The organism is Halospina sp. K52047b (genome assembly GCF_008709855.1).
Lineage (GTDB): Bacteria > Pseudomonadota > Gammaproteobacteria > Pseudomonadales > Oleiphilaceae > Halospina > Halospina utahensis_B.
On sequence record NZ_VYJH01000037.1, the window covers coordinates 1 to 481 of the forward strand.

Annotated in this window: 1 protein-coding gene; it reads right to left on the reverse strand. The window is 43.0% G+C overall.

Translation table 11 applies throughout. The features are described 5' to 3' along the window. Positions 1-353 (reverse strand): hypothetical protein (locus F3089_RS15780; protein WP_151441734.1); only part of this gene is annotated, 353 nt, incomplete at its 3' end. Positions 354-481: the final 128 nt, after the last annotated feature.

Here is a 481-nt window from a genome sequence, read left to right on the forward strand (position 1 = left end):
TTAGGATTATTAGCCAGAACGCATGCAGCAGCATCCAACTTCCTCAACCCTTGCGGGAAAAAGCCACCATCTCCATAAAAAAGCTTGTTCCTGCCAACAAGAAACTCAATAACAAGCTCAAGATTAAAATCAGAAGAAATCTTTGCGTCCAAGAAATCCATTATATCTGTTTTGCTCAGCGGAGCACCTTTTCCAGCGAATAGCTCCCCCACCAAATTTAAATCTATTTCAGGATTAAGGGTTTTCTTTATTTCAAGCCCATCGCTACAAAACTCTAAAAATGACAGAAAGCTGGATTCACTATCAAAACATTCAGAAAGCACAGGAAAACTGGAAATAATATTACGACTCATACCCTATGCGTCAAGGTAGTTGTCGCCTGATGATTTCAGAGGACAACCATGCCCCATTATTCACCGGAACGTAAGGAAGCCATCCTCCAGAAGATGGCGCCACCGCGCAGCTTGACTGTGGCCGAGTT